Below are 14250 nucleotides of genomic sequence, written 5' to 3'. Positions count from 1 at the left end.
TATTTTTAATAATCCTGGCGAATTTATTGTATCTAATGAAAGCGTAAGAGAGGTGTCTACTAGAAAGATAATTTTTTGTGAGTAAAAGTATTGGATTTCAATATATACTAGATATTTTTTAGATGATATGGATCAAATAGCTTGTATATTCTCGATTTACTCAGATGAGTCTTCAGAACTGATGAGTATTTTCAAGGATAGTATTAAGGACGATTTTAAAGTACATTTGAGATACATTGGGAGAATAGGAAAGGGAGATGGAAACTTTCGTTCTCCAGGATGGTACAATACTATCCGGCAAAAGATTGTTTTTCTGATTGAAACAATCAGGCAAAATTATGGAAATATAATCATATGGTCGGACATTGATGTAAAATTTTATGCCACTTGTTCTGATATTATATGTTCTCATATGGTCGATCGTGATATCTTGTTTCAGGCAGAGCGATGGCCAGATAAAGAAGTGAACGCGGGTTTTATCGTTATCAGGTGCAACGATATTACTATTTCACTATTCGAACTTGTTTTGCAGTATGAAATTGATAAGTTGGCTTTTGCTGATCAGTCAGCGCTAAATATTATTTTAAGTTCAAATATGTTGCCTATTCGATGGGGTGTATTACCCAGGCAATTTTGGGCGACTTCACACTATCTTTCTGATTCGCTCGCGCCTCCTCGTGATATTGTCCTTCACCATGCGAATTGTACAGCGCCCATTATAAGAAATGATTCCTTAATTGGCTCTATTGAGTTGAAGCTGGAACAATTAAGGTTCATAGCTGACTATTTATCTACGGATTATAATGTAGCTGATTAGTTACTTGTATTTGTGAGTTTATAATTTATTGGCTAGGAGTTTGCTGGTGAATACATGAATTCAGAAACAATTGCTAATTGTCAATATGGTCTGCCCTAGGGGATGACAGATTTGATACAAGAAAATGTAAGATTTACAACAAGAGTTTTCCAAATTAAATGCTATATCATGAAAATAGGAACGTCCCTACGTAAATTGCGCGATTGTAAGAGGCTTACCACTAGGGAAATAGCAAAGAGAATCGGTGTGTCGCAGAGTACTTACACCGATTGGGAGCATGATAAGTTTTCGCCGTCAATGAAGGTTTATCTAAAGTTAGCTTCTGCATTAGATGTCTGTCCGGTGGAACTTATGGCTTATTTTATGGGTAAGGTATCACAGCCTATGTCTGCAGAGATTAGAAATAGTATTACTGATATGAGAGAAATGCTGAATTATTATAAAAAATATTCAGAAATTTTAAGAAAGGAGCAGGGGGATATTAATCATGAGCTAGTGATTGTTGAAGCTTCTTTGGTTGCAATGTTTTGATTATCAGATGATAGTGTTTCTAAATGTCTTCAATTTATAATAAATGCGAATTCGGTGGTAGGGTTGTCTGAAAGGAGCTCATTTAGCTTGTAATCTAGATATTGCTTGCTATCTGTGGACATTTGTGAATTAGTATTAACTGTGAAATGTCCGGTTAGAATCATTTGTTACTCGTTGCTGATACTTCCTCTATTTTCTCAAATTCCTGCCACCATACCCGCTGTTTTGTAGTTTTAATGTATTATTAATCAGCTATTTACATTTTTTAACATTTATTTTTAAACGTGCAACCTGATGCTAGGATTTAAAGAGATTTTCTTTGCCGGTCCCGGAGTAGTTAATAAAATATGTCCAAGCACGAATAGAGCCCGTAATTCAGAGCTGATTTTATGAACCTGAATCAGCTCATAACCATACTTCAAGTTCTTGCTCATTTGATGAAACGTAAATTCTGCTTCTTGCCAGATTTGTTTGCGTTCTGAATCCGTTTGATAGATTTCTTTCCATGGCGGTAGGATGGAGACTTTGGTGTTGTATCTGTATTCACTGACGATTTTGTCAAGGTTATTTGGTAACGGAATATTTTCCATATCCATGTAGCACAGGGTGTCAATGATACCTCTGTCGAAGAACATAGGCGCGTCTGAGTGATTTGTCATTGCTTTTTGATATGTATTAATAGACGCCTGTAGCATTAAACTTGCATAAAGCTCCTTATTTTTCCAGGGTAGTCCGTCTCCGCCACTTGCAGCCTGTTGCTGGATTATTCTTCGTGCATCTTCGTCTACGATATTGAATCTGGATTGACGAAGCGCCTGTAGTAGGGCGGTTTTTCCTACACCCGGACCACCTGTGATTACGAATAGGTTGACATGTGGATCTTGATTTGTCTTTGAAATCACGTTTTTGTTTTGAAAGTTGTTAAGTGTTGAACTGATTCTGATAGTAAAATTTCCTCAGAGTATCACTCATCAATTCTGCTGCTAAGTTAGCCGCCGGGCTCAGCTGGAAGTCTGTCAAATGTCCGGCATAAACACTGGGCTGCGCGCGTGGCTATCCTTTATTCCGTTGCTTCAACATCCTTAGCTGCCCGCGTCTTATGGGTGCACCATAATAGATCTGATCACTTAAAATCACAGAATTATGGAAAGCACGCAAAATCAATCAAACGTTATCATAGCAGCTGAAGTAGAACTTGTTTATAAAAGCAAGGTTAAAGCATCTGACCGCCCCAAAATCACACTTCCCCAAGATGCCTACAGGATTTTCAGAAACAGCTGGAATGAAGATGAGTTGGAGCTGCGGGAATGCTTTAAGATTATGATGCTAAACCGCGCCAACCGTGTGTTAGGTATTTATGAAGTCTCAAAAGGAGGGTTGTCAGGTGTTGCAGTGGACGTAAAGCTGATTTTTACAGCTGCATTAAAAGTAAATGCGGTCGGTCTGATCCTGGCTCATAATCACCCATCTGGGCAGCTGATAGCAAGTTCTGCAGACAAAGATATGACACAACGTATCAAAACTGCAGGTAAAATCCTTGATATTGAAATACTGGATCATCTGATCCTGACCAGTGAAGGCTTTCTTTCATTTGTTGATGATGGGTTAATGTAAAAATAGCTTTTAGCTTTCAAATCCAGTGGCGCGAAAACAGCCACTGGATTTACTATTGGCAGTTGTGGTGTTTTTTGCGCAATTATGGTCTGGCAAGAATGCCTTTTACTAAAATATAGTATATGTAATATACATTTTCAATGTTTACGCCTTAAATTTATTGATTGATGATATTTTTTAGAATATGGCAGAATTTGACTTTTCAACTCTCAATAGTACGGATCTTGAGAACCTTGCCTGTGATTTGCTGAATGCACAGGAGCATTCCGAAAAAAGCAATGTAAAGTTCAAAACATATAAGGCGGGTAAAGATAAAGGTGTTGATTTTCACTACTCAATCAAAGAATTGAGTTTTGAGGTAATTGGTCAGGTGAAGCATTATCTGGGCTCGGGTTTTAATGTTTTGCTCAGAGATATTAAAAAAAAGGAAAAACCCAAGGTTGAAAAGTTAAAGCCTGGACGTTATATTTTAGTTACTTCAGTAGACCTAAGCTATCAGAATACACGTGATCTTGTTAATGCGATGTCCCCCTTTCTTTCAGTTTCAGATGTTTACGGAAAAAAGGATCTTAACAGCCTTTTAGATAGGTTTCCAGAAGTGCTTTCTTCGCATTTCAAATTGTGGTTTGCATCCACCGCTGTTTTAAGAAAAATACTGAACTATGTAATTGAAGGCCGCTCAACAGAATTTGTTGAAATTGATATAAAACGCCAGCTGCGGATATATGTCGAAACTTCTTCTCTTTCAAAGGGAAGAGAGTCTCTGCAAAACGGAAATATTCTTATTCTTCAGGGAGAGCCTGGGGTGGGTAAGACAACTACAGCAGAAATCTTATTGTATGAGCTCATCGGGCAGGATTATCATCTTACATACATATATGACGACATAAAGGAGGCCGAAAAAATACTTCTGGACGACGAAAGTAAGCAGGTGTTCTATTTTGATGACTTTTTAGGTTCGACTGAGGAAGAGATTCGGAAATCGAAAGGCTCGGAGTCGGCAATACTGAGAATTTTCAAACTAATAAGCCGAAGGCCAAATAAGAAACTAATTGTCTCTACAAGAACCTTTATTCTAAACAGTGCTTTGGAAGCTTCCGAGAGGCTCAGGAATGCCGCGTTATCTTCTTATGTGGCTACAGTGGAAATTAAGGAATTGTCCGGTGAGCTGAAATTTCAAATGCTTGAAAATCACTGTGATCAAAGCGATATAGAACCCAGTTTAAAGAATGTTCTCAGGGAATCAAAGGTTCGTGATTTTATTGTCTATCACCCTAATTTCTCTCCAAGATCTGTTGAATTTATAACTTCCGGTTATCATGTAGGCCATTTTAATGTAAAAGAGTTTAGAGATTTTATAATATCAAACTTCAATTACCCTGATAAGATCTGGCAACACGCTTATGAGCAACAGATTGATGAAGCCGATAGGTTATTTCTGAACACGATGGTCAGCTTCGGAGATGGTGTATATATCTCCATGCTGGAAAAGGCATTTGATGCCAGGATAAATTATGAAGTGGAGTTTGGGGGCTTCATGAGGAAAGTCAATTCTTTTCAAAGATCGTTGCGCAGATTGACAGACGGTTTTGTGGTAAAGGAAAGGTATTTTGACGATGGGTACTATGAATTTATAAATCCATCACTCATTGATTTTCTGGTCAATTATATTAAAACTATTGAAGGGGAGGGCGCCAGGATATCTGAAGCAGCGATATCCCTTGACCAGCTAACCCCAAGATTATTCCCAATTACACAGCGGCATCGAAAAGCTTTCGTAAGCCCATTGCTAAGTAAAAAGCTTCTTTCACAATGGCAATTGTATGTTGATGCAGAAGATCAGGATAAGTCCAAGTTTGTTTTAGCCCTGATTTTATTTTATTATGTTAAAGAACCCAAAACAAACAGTCTTGTTTGTGAACTCTTATCTCAAATTGCCAACTGGGGATTTATCGAGGGAGAGATCGATATGTATCTGGCAGGGAAATTATTTCTTGAAGAGCTTGAACCTGGCGATGTTTTTTCTACAGTAAGTTCACAATGTGCGGGATTGTTCCTCGCTATTCTATGTAGTTCCGAAAATTCAGATGACGCACTGCAGGTGCTTCAGATTGTCCTTACAAGATTTAAACCGGATTTTGTAAAGCAAATGAGTAATGAGCAAAGGATAGAGGTTGAAGAAATATTTTCACGTCTAATAAATAGACATATGTCTGACAGAGTTGAAGAAATCCTTTCATCCCCGGATGCTGAGTATTCTGCGCACGAGCTGGAAGAAAACATCTTTAAGTTAAAAGAACTGCTGGCTACTTATGGAATTGACACAAACTTAGATTCCGGTATCATCAACGAACATGACTGGACTGCAATACAATCAAATAACTATTTTGCTGAACAGATGGCAAAGGATGACTGAGTTTATTTGGCTTCTAATTGTACTGATATTATCGTAAAATAATTTTTATGATCAGAACATGCGACAGGAATACAATTGGAACAACGATGGCTGGCAGAAAGGCAAAAGGAAACTGTAAAACGGCGAGATTTGGTTGCTCGAAAGCCAGTTGCTGGAATGGCAGTGGGGATGAGAAAATGGCGATGATAACGATCGTGGTCAACAGCAGCATTCCGGCGACATTCCAGACGAACAATAACACGATGCCTGGCCGTTCTGCTGACAAAACATAGTAGATCAGCATAATGCTAGCCGACAATCCCATGATAATATCAAAGTTCCAGCCTTGGAATGTCATTTCTATAGGAACCTGTTTTCTAAGATACAGTTCATACAAAACAAGCTCTACAGGTAGTCGTAAGATGTGTATGGCCAACAAATAGCGGATGTCGGTTTTGTTTTGCCTGACCTTTCTATAAGTTAAGATCGATAAGGTTAGGGCTGGCAGAATAATCCAAATAAAACGCGGCGGCAAGGATGTGGTATCCTGAAAATATCCGCTGTAACTTACTGCACCTACAACGGCCATCCACAATAAGCCTGCAAGCAGGACTCTTTTGTCTTTTCCTGTTGCATAGAAAAATAGCAGCAGGGAGAGAATTGATATAGCGCTGAAAACAATCTGCAACATCATAAGGATAATTTTAACTTGGCTAGTGATAATTCTCTTGCCGCTAGATCTGTCGCCGGCTACCTTGACAAAGGTAAAAAGCGCTCTTAGAAATCAACTTGCCATAAGACAATAAAGCGTCACGCTTCTGAAATCTCTTTTCTGATCCTGCTGAGCGAGGTATCTGTGATACCCAAAAATGTTGCAATATGTTTCAGGGACACATTCTGTACGATGTATGGCTTTTCTTCCAATAGCTTTATATACCTCTCCTTGGCTTTATCAGCAACGATTGATATGCGTTGGTTTTTAATAGATTGATATCCGGCTACTAACCTTCCTCTGCCGTGTTCTCTGAAAGTTTGGATAGAGTGAAACAACTCTTGAAATGAATCGAAATCCAATTGCCAGCAGCTGCAATCGGTAAGTGCCTGAATGTTCTCTTGCGTAGTAACTCTCAGGAAAAATGATGACCAGTCGATCACAATATTGTTGGTGGTAAAAAAGTCGGTTGTAAGGTCATTTCCTGATGTATCTACAACATAGCTGCGTGCAAAGCCGCTTTCAATGAACCAGTAGTTGTTCTCAATCTCGCTTTCCTTAATAAAGTATTCGTTTTTTCTAAAAGTGACCTTTCTGAAGCTTGAAATAATCCGCTGCTGCTCTTCACCCGAGAAGTCTTTGCTTTTAAAAATGTCTGCCAGAAAGTGTCCAGTTGTCTTCATAAGAATTTGTTTAGATGACAAGGTAAATCATTTTGGTGTATCCCAGATGGCGGTTTCATCCGCAGCTGTTTTCCTTCTGTTTGTTTTCTCCGAAAAATAATGCAGCTGCCTATTTGACGGCAAGGGACTTTCGCGGCATATGCTCGCTGCGCGTGCGCTATTCCACGGTTCCCTTGCCGTCAAGGCAGCTGCATTAGACATTTTCCTACAAAAAAATCAGAAGCAATGAAAACAGCCAGGACATCTTACCAGCATCTGAAAAACAGCTTAAATCAATTGTACAATTAAAAAAAACAAAAACAATTATGGAAATCACAGGACGGATCACCCAGGACGCAAGCACCTTCACCACTAAATCAGACAAACAGGTGGTCAATTTTAATATCGCGGTCAACGAGCGCTATCAGACCAAAGCAGGCGAGAAGAAAGAAGTTACAGAATACATTCGCTGCTCTTACTGGATTACTCCCGCAGTCGCTGCCGTACTTACCAAAGGTACAATCGTTCAGCTTTTCGGGCGCATCAGCACGCAGGCATGGCAGGACTCTGACGGCAATCCAAAGGCATCACTTCAGTTTCACACCTCCAATATCAAAATACTTGGTGGGGGCGCTAGAGCCGCCGCCGCGAAACCTGAATCGGCAGGTAGCGAAAAGCCCCAAATGACGCAGCAGAAGGAAGACGATCTGCCATTCTAGGCTCTGAGCCGTTTTTTTAGTCTGATTTTCTCACTTTCAAACCATTTCAATCATGTCTCACAATCTCAACTACAACGAATCCATAGGTAAACATTCATTTTTCTCGGTCAAGCAGAAGGCGTGGCACGGGCTTGGGCAGGTTATTTCTGAGCACCCCACTTCTGAGCAGGCGATCATTCATGCAGGGCTTGACTACCAGATCATCAAACGCCCACTTTTCATAAGAGACAGCTCTGTAGATGCCCAGACAATCCTCACGCCAGTGCCTGAGCACTTTGCCACGGTGCGGACTGATAACGGAGCGCCTTTGGGCGTGGTCGGAAAAGACTATCACGTGCTTCAAAACCGCGAAGCCTTCTCTTTCTTTGACAGTATTGTCGGTGGAGGCGATGGCATCATCTACGAGACCGCCGGCGCGCTAGGGCAGGGGGAGCGGATTTTTATCACTGCCAAACTGCCCGATTACATCAAAGTCGGAAACGATGATCTGATTGAAAAATATATTTTCCTTACCACCTCCCACGACGGAAGTGGCAGTATCACAGCAGCCTTCACACCCGTCAGAATTGTCTGCGCCAACACGCTTGGTGCAGCGCTTCAGAACATGGCAAATGTTGTTCGTATACGCCATACCGTCAACGCTAAACACCGCCTCGAACAAGCCCATAAAGTAATGGGGCTTTCTAACCGTCTGAGCATCGAAATGGAAGGGATTTTTAACCAGTGGGCAAAGGTCAGGATCACAGACAAAGAGGTGCACAAACTCATCCGAATGGCGCTGGCTTCTAACGCTGAAATTTTGGGAAATGTCAAAGAGGGCAGAGAAGAGCAGCTTTCCACCGTATTCAAAAACCAGTGTGAGGACGCCTTCGCCTACTGTATGGAAAACGAAACCCAGCAGCTTGAAACGACAAAAGGCACAGTCTTCGGGGCCTATAACGCGGTTACTGGTTTTTTTCAGAATGTACGCAGCTATAAAAACGAAGAGGCCAAACTCAAATCGATTCTGATGGGAGGCACGGGCGCGCTGCGCACCCAGAAAGCATTTGATCTATGTAATGCCTTCGTCCGCTATGGTGCCCAGAGTTTGCAGTAAGGTTATTTTCAAACCTGACGGCAGCTTTGGCTGCCGTCACAATCCAGTCACGTTATGAGACCATTTCACCAAATGAGCAACAAAGACAAAGCCAGACTGATGCATCAGCTTTTTCCTGAGCATATCCCTGAGCTGGTCAGGTTCATAGAAGCCGTTTGTCTGACCATCATCGAAGATGAGCAGCTTCTTAGAAGCCGGTGGCAGTATCAGGTCATGGATTTTGACAGATGGCTCACACTCGCTCAGATCATTTTTGCCCGTATCGCACAGAACGGCGAGGGCATCACAGCCGAGCCGGAGCTGTTTGCCCAGAGGCTTTTCAGCGGGGACTTTGCCGTTTTCACTACCGACTGCGTCCAAAGCTACACCAAGGTCAGAAAACACCCCGATGATAAATTCACCCAGGCTACTGATTTTTTATTTCACCCGTAAAGCCAACCCTTATGGCAAATCCTTTCAATACCGTTACTGTGCTCGGCTCGTTATCAGTTTTAGCCGGAATCTTGTTGCGGCTGATGATCGGGAAAAGAAGGTTCGAAAGAAGAGGCTCAGCAGGCTTGCAGCGCTTTAACAGCTTTTGGTCTTTTTTGATCATTACTTTTCTTGAATCTGTTGCAGCGGCTATTTCGGCTATACTGATACTTTGTGGTATACTGCTGCTGATAATAGTTCTTTTTGGATGAGCCAAAGTAAAAGGTACCCTGGTCACGGTAAAACCGTCGCGGCCATGTAAGGCTGACTGCAGGTCTGCCTTACATGGCCGCATTTCTTTTCTTTGCTCGCCCAAAGAAAAGAAACAAAAGAAAGGGCGATGCCTACGGCAGGATTGTTGAAGCTACCTGAATGATTCCAACTCTTACTGAAGTCTATCAAGAAGCAACTTTCGTTTAGGCAAAATGCAAAAGGACCAATCAATGATCAAAGTGTTACCAGATAGGTCATGAAAAACCAAAATAGGGAAGGGTAATACTCAACGTCTGAAGTTTTGAGTAAAGCAGAATCCTTGTGTCAACTTTAAACGGATCGATCTTTAAAGACTTGCAGCGAAGGTTTCGCAAATGAGCTTAATGAGACGGGATATGAAAGAAATCCACGTGCTAGAGCCGCATCTATTAAACATTATTGTGATTCATGTTCAGTTGGCAAACAGCACAATCTCGACCCGATAAAGGACTCGGGGCCTGCTTGTCCAAAATCTCACCCGATGCTAGATCTACAGAATCTGCCATTGACGAGCGAAGAGCTCGATGACCTGGTACAGACTATTAGTCTTTTAGTAGGTCGCAAAGATTGAATTGGATGCGACCTGTCATTAAAACTCAAACTCATTTGCTGGCAAGGGCTCTTAGCTTTCCGCTTAACTTTATCAGCCCGGCTTTTTCAAGGCAGTCTTTTGCAATCGATTTTAACTCTTCACCATCTTGCTTTGCGACCGTGAGTATTCCAGCGGGATTTTCTAGTTCCAGGTAAAGACCTTTTTCTATTACCTGGGTTAGAAGAAGTATCTGCCTGCGGCTGATTTTTAAATCCAGCTTTATCTGATCGTTCATTCCCGGAATGCAAAGCAGTGTATCATACACTCTTGCTACTTGTTCATTTGTCATCATTCGCCTCTGTTTATTGGTTCAACTTCACCTTGCGAAGATACGATACTGTCATATGCTGCACCAGATCGTAATTTGTACTGGTTGTTGTGACTCTTTGTCTACCAATGGAAGCATATTGAGCCAGCACAGTATGGGAAATTTTCCAACTGGGCTATTTTTGTAGCTTTACGGCGTTACTTTACTGATTGCATTATGAACCCTTTGATACAAGAACTGCAGCGTTATGGCAAGCTAAGTCCGGAGCTGGTATCTGAGATTACTGCTAAGACCAGGTGTATTACCAGAGAGAAAGGAGATTACTTTCTAAGGGAAGGGCAGCTTACATCAAATGTTTTTGTGATAGAAAAAGGTTTGGTCCGTGCATTTTACTCTGGAAGCGACCAGGAGATTAATGTATGGTTTGGTTTTGAGAATGTGCTCATTGGCTCTGTGATGCCATTGTTTTTCAATAAACCTTCTATTGAGAATATCCAGTTTCTCGAGCAGTCTACCGTCTGGTATATTTCAGGGCTTGACTTGAATGAGCTCTACAGAAAGTCGCATGAAATGAACGTGATAGGAAGACGATGGGCTGAAGACTATTGCCGTATTCTGGAAGAACGTACTTTTTCCCTACAGACCAAAACCGGACAGCAGCGCTATGATGAACTTTTGGCCGAATACCCTGATGCAGTCAAACGGATTTCGCTGGGGCACATCGCTTCCTATCTTGGGATGAAGCAGGAGACGCTCAGTAGGATCAGGAAGCGTTGGTGATTTTGACTTTTGTCAAAATAGTCAGGGTCGTTTTCTTGTTACTTTGCTTGCAAAACAAAGACAAACAATGAAATATCTTTTTTTAGCATCGGCCATTATTCTTGAAGTGATCGGCTCCAGTTTCATGAAGGCTTCGGATGGCTTCTCCAAGTTAGTGCCCACTACGGTAACAGTCTTAGCATATCTGGCCTGTTTTTTCTTTTTGTCGCAGGCTCTAAAGTCCTTACCATTGGGAGTGGCTTACGCCATATGGGGCGGACTTGGCATCGTATTGACAGCACTGGTATCAGTTTTTGTTTTCAAACAAGCTTTGGATACAGCTGCTATCATTGGAATAGTGATGATCGTTGGCGGAGTTTTTGTCATGAATTTCTTTTCTAAGTCCGCGGCGCATTAAGCGTTTTTCCGGGCCAGTTTTATCCTTTGAAGTATAGAGTCTTCCTGCGATGGATCAACCCGATCAGTATCTGTATAGGTAGCAATCTTTCCAAAGCATGAAAATACCTTCGTATCACATTACTGAATTGTGAAACGAAAATTGTGCTGTATGGACTTCAGAAAAAACAGGCTAGCCATTGAGCAGGCCAAGCAAATTGATTTGGTAGAATACCTGGCTTCGCTGGGCTACAAATCCTCCAAAGTAAGAAACAATGGTCACTGGTATCACTCGCCACTGCACCTGGAGAAAACTCCGTCATTTGTTGTTAACCAAAACAAAAACGTATGGTATGATTTCGGGATTGGAAAGGGTGGATCGATTATCGACTTTGGTATCCTCTACCATAAGACCACCATTCCCGGGTTATTACAATTACTATCTGATGGTGATTACGTTCCAACTCTTCACTTACATCAGAATCTTCAAGCAGACAACGTAAGAGAAGCTAGCAAGGTAAAAATTGTCTCCGAATCTAAACTTAGCTCACCGTCGCTTCTGAGCTACATTGAAAGCAGGGGGATCCTGGTGTCAACCGCTGATCAATACTGTAGTGAGGTACGGTTTGAGCTCAGCGGCAAAAAATATTTCGGAATCGGCTTTCGGAATGACTCGGGCGGATATGAAATCCGTAATGCCTACTTCAAATCTGGCAGCTCACCGAAAGACGTCACTACATTGAGAACTGGATCAGAAGCCCTATCAGTCTTCGAAGGCTTCTTTGATTTCCTTTCCTACCAGACTTTGCAGCAGGAGCTAGACAAAACGCCTACGGATTACCTGATCCTGAATTCACTTTCATTTTTTGAAAAGGCCATGGTAGCAGTTCAGAGCTACAAGAGAGTCCACCTTTATCTGGATAACAATGATGCAGGTAGAAAATGCACCCGAAAAGCGTTGTCGGCTTCAGACAGTTTCAAAGACGAAAGCAGCCTTTACCAGGGATTCGAAGATCTAAATGATTTTCTTTTAGCCCGCAAAAACAATCTGACGAAACGACACAGACGAGGGGTGAAGTCAGGCTGATGAGATAGCTCAATCAAGATTGCCCTCACCAGCCTTGCCTAATTCTTAAACGCCTGCTGAAAGGCGGCGGGATTTTCCGGTGTACCGAAAATGGCAAGATGTCCGAAAGTATCACTTTCGCTTTTTCTGCCCTCACTCCGAAGTCGTGGGCAGTGATTTGATTTAAGCAAGAATGTTCAAACTGTGAAAAAGATTCGAGATGAAAGAGAACAAAAATGTAAAAGACAAATGGCTTCATATCCGTATTGATGAGATCGAGCAGAAGCAAATCCAAAACCTGTTTGCCCGCTCAAAGGACCGGAAGCTAAGCGGCTATTTAAGAAAGGTAATTCTTCAAAAACCCGTAGTGATTACCTATCACAATCAGTCGCTGGAAGATGTGATCACAATACTGACAAGGCTACAAAATGATCTGAACGGGCTAACCAACAACTATAATCAGGCAGTTCACAAACTACATACCCTCCGCGATACACCTGAGTACATCACCTGGCTGATAACGTATGATATAGACCGTAAGAAGCTGCTGGAAGATGTAGCAGAAATCAAATCTTATATCAAACAGGCGGCGGAATTATGGTTGCAGTCATAAACACAGGAAAATCGATCCGTGCGGCATTTATGTACAATGAAAATAAGGTCGCCGAGGGTGTAGCGGATTTAATCTTAGCCGGCAATTATCCGATGGATACGGCGGATTTAAGCCAGGTACACCGGCTTAATATGCTTCTGAAAACAGCTGCTAACAATGACAATGTCAGGCGAAACAGCGTTCATATTTCTTTGAATTTTGCGCCGGGAGAGCAGCTTGAAAAGGAGAAATTGACAGCTATTGCAACTGAGTACATGGAAGGAATAGGCTTTGGTAGGCAGCCATTTTTGGTCTACGAACATAAAGACGTTGCCCACCAGCACCTACACATAGTGAGCGTGAAAGTGCGCCTTGATGGAAGCCGAATTGATATGAACAATATCGGGAAAGTACAATCGCAGGCTGCCAGAAAAGCTATTGAAATCAAATACGGACTCGTTAAAGCAGAGCAGCAAGCTAACCCTTTAACAGAGCTGAAACCCGTCAGCGCATCGAGGGTAGGGTATGGCAAAGCAGAGACGCGCCGCGCGATTTATAATGTGCTGTGCACAGTTCTGAAACCTTATAAATACACCTCGCTCGCGGAGCTAAATGCTGTGCTCAGACTATACAATGTAACGGCTGAAAGGGGCAGTGAGGGTTCAAGGACTCATCAGAATAGGGGGCTTTTATACCGCGTATTGGATGGTGAAGGCAGGCCTGTCGGTGTACCAATTAAGGCAAGTTTGTTTCCTGACAGCTTCTCTGGAAGACATACGCTGAAGTATATAGAAAGCAGGTTTCTGATCAACGAAACGCTCAGGCAAGCTGATAAAAAAAGGATCAAAGCGGCCATCGATTTTGCGCTGATCAATGCGCAGCGCACTACGCTGCAAGACATGATCAAAGAGCTAAATGGCAAAGGAATAGCTACCGTTCTCAGGGAAAATCAGCAAGGGATCCTATATGGAATCACCTTCATTGATCATCAGACGAAGGCAGTTTTCAATGGAAGTGATTTGGGAAAACAGTATAGCGCGATCGGAATTCTTTCCCGCTGCAAGCAGGCAGAAAAGATCCCTGACTTCATAAATCCAGATCTTTCTAAGGGCAAAATTCCAGCCTCACAATCTCATAACGTGCATGCAGAACGAAGCGATTTTTTGGTAGCTCCGGCAGGATCTGAAAATCAATCAGGTGTTATCGATGAGCTTTTGAAAGTGGAATACGGAGCGGATTATCTGCCCGGTCAGTGGAAAGCAAGAAGAAGAAAGAAAAGAAGAAATCAGTCAAATAACCTCTAAAACG

The 14250-nt window shown here is 42.0% G+C and carries 17 protein-coding genes; 12 read left to right on the top strand and 5 right to left on the bottom strand.

What is annotated here, in order from left to right; all coding sequences use genetic code 11:
* The first annotated feature begins 127 nt into the window (after positions 1 to 127).
* Positions 128 to 817, top strand: a complete 690-nt coding sequence (locus AC1XUE_RS15330) for a putative nucleotide-diphospho-sugar transferase (protein ID WP_483356858.1) — start codon at positions 128 to 130, stop codon at positions 815 to 817.
* Between the two features lie 168 nt (positions 818 to 985).
* A complete protein-coding gene (locus AC1XUE_RS15325; protein WP_483356857.1) occupies positions 986 to 1348 on the top strand; it encodes a helix-turn-helix transcriptional regulator in 363 nt (120 codons plus the stop codon).
* A gap of 278 nt (positions 1349 to 1626) precedes the next feature.
* Here the strand turns inward: AC1XUE_RS15325 and AC1XUE_RS15320 are convergent, their stop codons facing one another.
* Complete coding sequence (locus AC1XUE_RS15320; protein WP_483356856.1) at positions 1627 to 2250, bottom strand: AAA family ATPase; 624 nt, start codon at positions 2248 to 2250, stop codon at positions 1627 to 1629.
* A gap of 241 nt (positions 2251 to 2491) precedes the next feature.
* On the opposite strand from AC1XUE_RS15320, the gene AC1XUE_RS15315 reads away from it, so the two are divergent.
* Together AC1XUE_RS15315 and AC1XUE_RS15310 are read left to right on the top strand one after the other, a co-directional pair.
* Positions 2492 to 2962: a JAB domain-containing protein gene (locus AC1XUE_RS15315; protein WP_483356855.1), complete on the top strand. Its 471-nt coding sequence runs from the start codon at positions 2492 to 2494 to the stop codon at positions 2960 to 2962.
* Between the two features lie 184 nt (positions 2963 to 3146).
* On the top strand, positions 3147 to 5378 hold the full coding sequence (locus AC1XUE_RS15310) for an ATP-binding protein (protein WP_483356854.1): 2232 nt from the start codon (positions 3147 to 3149) through the stop codon (positions 5376 to 5378).
* Between the two features lie 28 nt (positions 5379 to 5406).
* On the opposite strand, the gene AC1XUE_RS15305 is transcribed toward AC1XUE_RS15310, so the two are convergent.
* Both AC1XUE_RS15305 and AC1XUE_RS15300 read right to left on the bottom strand, forming a co-directional pair.
* Positions 5407 to 6051, bottom strand: coding sequence for a hypothetical protein (locus AC1XUE_RS15305; protein ID WP_483356853.1), 645 nt, complete (start codon positions 6049 to 6051; stop codon positions 5407 to 5409).
* Between the two features lie 116 nt (positions 6052 to 6167).
* Positions 6168 to 6752 (bottom strand): Crp/Fnr family transcriptional regulator, encoded by a 585-nt coding sequence (locus tag AC1XUE_RS15300; protein WP_483356852.1) that lies wholly within the window; start codon positions 6750 to 6752, stop codon positions 6168 to 6170.
* 305 nt (positions 6753 to 7057) lie between these two features.
* Here AC1XUE_RS15300 and AC1XUE_RS15295 point away from each other — a divergent pair, with 305 nt between their 5' ends.
* Genes AC1XUE_RS15295 through AC1XUE_RS15285 form a run of 3 tightly spaced genes read left to right on the top strand, consistent with a single transcriptional unit; the run spans position 7058 to position 8978 of the window.
* A complete protein-coding gene (locus AC1XUE_RS15295; RefSeq protein WP_483356851.1) occupies positions 7058 to 7450 on the top strand; it encodes a single-stranded DNA-binding protein in 393 nt (130 codons plus the stop codon).
* A gap of 52 nt (positions 7451 to 7502) precedes the next feature.
* Positions 7503 to 8546, top strand: a complete 1044-nt coding sequence (locus AC1XUE_RS15290; RefSeq protein WP_483356850.1) for a DUF932 domain-containing protein — start codon at positions 7503 to 7505, stop codon at positions 8544 to 8546.
* Between the two features lie 54 nt (positions 8547 to 8600).
* Positions 8601 to 8978: a hypothetical protein gene (locus tag AC1XUE_RS15285; RefSeq protein ID WP_483356849.1), complete on the top strand. Its 378-nt coding sequence runs from the start codon at positions 8601 to 8603 to the stop codon at positions 8976 to 8978.
* On the opposite strand, the gene AC1XUE_RS15280 is transcribed toward AC1XUE_RS15285, so the two are convergent.
* Both AC1XUE_RS15280 and AC1XUE_RS15275 read right to left on the bottom strand, forming a co-directional pair.
* Positions 8953 to 9312, bottom strand: a complete 360-nt coding sequence (locus AC1XUE_RS15280) for a hypothetical protein (protein ID WP_483356848.1) — start codon at positions 9310 to 9312, stop codon at positions 8953 to 8955. The two genes, AC1XUE_RS15285 and AC1XUE_RS15280, sit on opposite strands and share 26 nt — an antisense overlap.
* Before the next feature lie 559 nt (positions 9313 to 9871).
* Positions 9872 to 10153, bottom strand: coding sequence for a hypothetical protein (locus AC1XUE_RS15275; protein WP_483356847.1), 282 nt, complete (start codon positions 10151 to 10153; stop codon positions 9872 to 9874).
* 192 nt (positions 10154 to 10345) lie between these two features.
* Between AC1XUE_RS15275 and AC1XUE_RS15270 the strand changes: the two genes are divergently transcribed.
* The 5 genes from AC1XUE_RS15270 to AC1XUE_RS15250 all read left to right on the top strand — a co-directional run bounded on the left by AC1XUE_RS15270 (position 10346) and on the right by AC1XUE_RS15250 (position 14246).
* Positions 10346 to 10909: a Crp/Fnr family transcriptional regulator gene (locus AC1XUE_RS15270; RefSeq protein WP_483356846.1), complete on the top strand. Its 564-nt coding sequence runs from the start codon at positions 10346 to 10348 to the stop codon at positions 10907 to 10909.
* Positions 10910 to 10976: 67 nt separating this feature from the next.
* The gene (locus AC1XUE_RS15265; protein ID WP_483356845.1) at positions 10977 to 11306 is read left to right on the top strand and encodes a DMT family transporter; all 330 of its coding nucleotides are present in this window, start codon (positions 10977 to 10979) and stop codon (positions 11304 to 11306) included.
* A gap of 150 nt (positions 11307 to 11456) precedes the next feature.
* Entirely contained in the window at positions 11457 to 12371 is a 915-nt protein-coding gene (locus AC1XUE_RS15260) for a toprim domain-containing protein (RefSeq protein ID WP_483356844.1), read from the top strand.
* Between the two features lie 199 nt (positions 12372 to 12570).
* Positions 12571 to 12963 (top strand): plasmid mobilization protein, encoded by a 393-nt coding sequence (locus AC1XUE_RS15255; RefSeq protein WP_483356843.1) that lies wholly within the window; start codon positions 12571 to 12573, stop codon positions 12961 to 12963.
* Positions 12948 to 14246: a relaxase/mobilization nuclease domain-containing protein gene (locus tag AC1XUE_RS15250; protein WP_483356842.1), complete on the top strand. Its 1299-nt coding sequence runs from the start codon at positions 12948 to 12950 to the stop codon at positions 14244 to 14246. The genes AC1XUE_RS15255 and AC1XUE_RS15250 overlap by 16 nt, the downstream gene beginning before the upstream one ends.
* Positions 14247 to 14250 lie beyond the last annotated feature (4 nt).

Source organism: Dyadobacter sp. HNCC25DJ187 (genome assembly GCF_056895255.1).
This window is presented reverse-complemented; position numbering and strand designations above follow the sequence as displayed.

Excerpts from the sequence above, each read along its gene's own strand:
- AC1XUE_RS15330 (WP_483356858.1), top strand. The coding sequence starts at position 128 with ATGGATCAAATAGCTTGTATATTCTCGATTTACTCAGATGAGTCTTCA.
- AC1XUE_RS15325 (WP_483356857.1), top strand. The coding sequence starts at position 986 with ATGAAAATAGGAACGTCCCTACGTAAATTGCGCGATTGTAAGAGGCTT.
- AC1XUE_RS15315 (WP_483356855.1), top strand. The coding sequence starts at position 2,492 with ATGGAAAGCACGCAAAATCAATCAAACGTTATCATAGCAGCTGAAGTA.
- AC1XUE_RS15310 (WP_483356854.1), top strand. The coding sequence starts at position 3,147 with ATGGCAGAATTTGACTTTTCAACTCTCAATAGTACGGATCTTGAGAAC.
- AC1XUE_RS15305 (WP_483356853.1), bottom strand. The coding sequence starts at position 6,051 with ATGATGTTGCAGATTGTTTTCAGCGCTATATCAATTCTCTCCCTGCTG.
- AC1XUE_RS15300 (WP_483356852.1), bottom strand. The coding sequence starts at position 6,752 with ATGAAGACAACTGGACACTTTCTGGCAGACATTTTTAAAAGCAAAGAC.
- AC1XUE_RS15295 (WP_483356851.1), top strand. The coding sequence starts at position 7,058 with ATGGAAATCACAGGACGGATCACCCAGGACGCAAGCACCTTCACCACT.
- AC1XUE_RS15290 (WP_483356850.1), top strand. The coding sequence starts at position 7,503 with ATGTCTCACAATCTCAACTACAACGAATCCATAGGTAAACATTCATTT.
- AC1XUE_RS15285 (WP_483356849.1), top strand. The coding sequence starts at position 8,601 with ATGAGACCATTTCACCAAATGAGCAACAAAGACAAAGCCAGACTGATG.
- AC1XUE_RS15280 (WP_483356848.1), bottom strand. The coding sequence starts at position 9,312 with ATGCGGCCATGTAAGGCAGACCTGCAGTCAGCCTTACATGGCCGCGAC.
- AC1XUE_RS15275 (WP_483356847.1), bottom strand. The coding sequence starts at position 10,153 with ATGATGACAAATGAACAAGTAGCAAGAGTGTATGATACACTGCTTTGC.
- AC1XUE_RS15270 (WP_483356846.1), top strand. The coding sequence starts at position 10,346 with ATGAACCCTTTGATACAAGAACTGCAGCGTTATGGCAAGCTAAGTCCG.
- AC1XUE_RS15265 (WP_483356845.1), top strand. The coding sequence starts at position 10,977 with ATGAAATATCTTTTTTTAGCATCGGCCATTATTCTTGAAGTGATCGGC.
- AC1XUE_RS15260 (WP_483356844.1), top strand. The coding sequence starts at position 11,457 with ATGGACTTCAGAAAAAACAGGCTAGCCATTGAGCAGGCCAAGCAAATT.
- AC1XUE_RS15255 (WP_483356843.1), top strand. The coding sequence starts at position 12,571 with ATGAAAGAGAACAAAAATGTAAAAGACAAATGGCTTCATATCCGTATT.
- AC1XUE_RS15250 (WP_483356842.1), top strand. The coding sequence starts at position 12,948 with ATGGTTGCAGTCATAAACACAGGAAAATCGATCCGTGCGGCATTTATG.